The sequence below is a fragment of the Lentzea sp. NPDC003310 genome (assembly GCF_040610935.1).
GTDB lineage: Bacteria > Actinomycetota > Actinomycetes > Mycobacteriales > Pseudonocardiaceae > Lentzea.
Genome location: NZ_JBEXNC010000058.1, coordinates 1 through 1,552, shown reverse-complemented (window position 1 = coordinate 1,552; position 1,552 = coordinate 1). Strand labels below are relative to the sequence as shown.

The following is a 1,552-nucleotide window of genomic DNA, read 5'->3' as shown; positions in this document are numbered from 1 at the left end:
CTTGTCTGCGTTAACTATCATTTCTTTCCTACTCTGAAGGCATAATTAATATTTGAATAGTCAGATTTCTCATAAAATTATCCAATAATAGATTACTAATGACTTCGTTCATTATAGATAAACTAGTAATCATCAATTAAAAATCTTTGTCTTTTAAATAATAATTAACTGTGTTGATTATTTCATCATAATTACGTCCCAAACGATCCATAGATTCCATGACAAACCGATTTCTTATTCTCATAAAGTTAAGTGCTTCTCGAAGTATGGGTCTATGTTCAATAGATTTATCAGATTGTTTTTCTGTAAATATTTTCTCAGCGGCAAATATTTACAAGTTGTCTAGTTGTCTTCCTAAATTTTGATCAATAGATGATACTCTCGCATGGCCAATAATCATATATTTTTATCTTATAATTGATATACACCCTAAATATATAGTAATAATTAAACTACTCTTAAATATTAAAATTATCATAATATGTGGTAAAAGTAATCTATTCCTATATTAGTACGATATAAAATATCTTTTTCTCCAGTTAGACCAGCCGATGGGGAAATAAGAGCAACAGTATCTCCAGAAACTAATTTTTTTGGCTTTTTTAGAATCATAACATAAAACCTACAATTTATTTGATATGCGTTAGAAAATATTATACTTTTATGTGTCGGAAAAGTCAGAATATTATCTTTGATTAACATGACCTTATGATTATAGGTAATTACATCGGATATTCTATTCATTCTTTAATTACGAATTTAACTTTAGCAGAATACAAAGCCTTGATGAATTCTTTTAATTTTTAACGATTGAATAGGTAAATACAACAAAAGGGAATGAATTTATGATTTATAATGAATTTAATCAACCAATAGGTTTAGAAATAAAGAATTATAATATACCATTATTTCCAAGCATTTCAAAGTTAAAAGATGATTTTGTGAAATTAGAAAAATTGGAAGAAAAACATATCGCTCACTTATTTAATCACTTTAGCCAAAAAGAAGAATGGCCTAATTGGACACATTTATCTGCTGAATCACTGACAAATATAAAACTTTTTGAAGAATATATTCGAAATTATATAAATTCGAATGAAATGTTCTTTTTTGCATTTCTCTACTAACCAGTGTTATAATCAACTTAACAAAGTTATTAAGCATAATACACCAATCCCCTCACTACTTCCGATAGTGAGGGGATTTTTAGGTGTGACTATAGTCGCCTATTTTTTCTTATCGTTACGATTGCGTAGCCAATGCGCAAATAATGCGACGATACAACCACTCGCTGCTGTGGTCATGATGTGAACAAAGTTATCAAGCATAATTACACCTCCTCTCTACGTCTAAGTTTGACGCCTGAGAGATAGGCGACCTATATATTATATCATCTTCGAATATACGACGATAGATAACTTCCGATAAGTTGAATTATGTCAACTACACAAAAAGGCTTAAACGCTGTTAAATCAACGTTTAAGCCTTTTCCTTATGATTATCGTTTATTCATCTTTTATACATCGTTGTTCTCACGTGTTTTCATACATTT

Annotated in this window: 1 protein-coding gene and 1 pseudogene; both read right to left on the bottom strand. The window is 29.1% G+C overall.

Going from position 1 to position 1,552, the window contains the following annotated elements:
• Positions 1 to 31: 31 nt before the first annotated feature.
• Positions 32 to 400, bottom strand: a pseudogene (locus ABZX02_RS43895) (recombinase family protein); the annotation flags it as partial.
• Positions 401 to 1,226: 826 nt separating this feature from the next.
• A complete protein-coding gene (locus ABZX02_RS43890; protein ID WP_002497230.1) occupies positions 1,227 to 1,328 on the bottom strand; it encodes a type I toxin-antitoxin system Fst family toxin in 102 nt (33 codons plus the stop codon).
• Between the last annotated feature and the right edge of the window lie 224 nt (positions 1,329 to 1,552).

Bases quoted from the DNA above. Each gene is read 5' to 3' on its own strand.
- ABZX02_RS43890 (WP_002497230.1), bottom strand. From the start codon at position 1,328: ATGCTTGATAACTTTGTTCACATCATGACCACAGCAGCGAGTGGTTGT.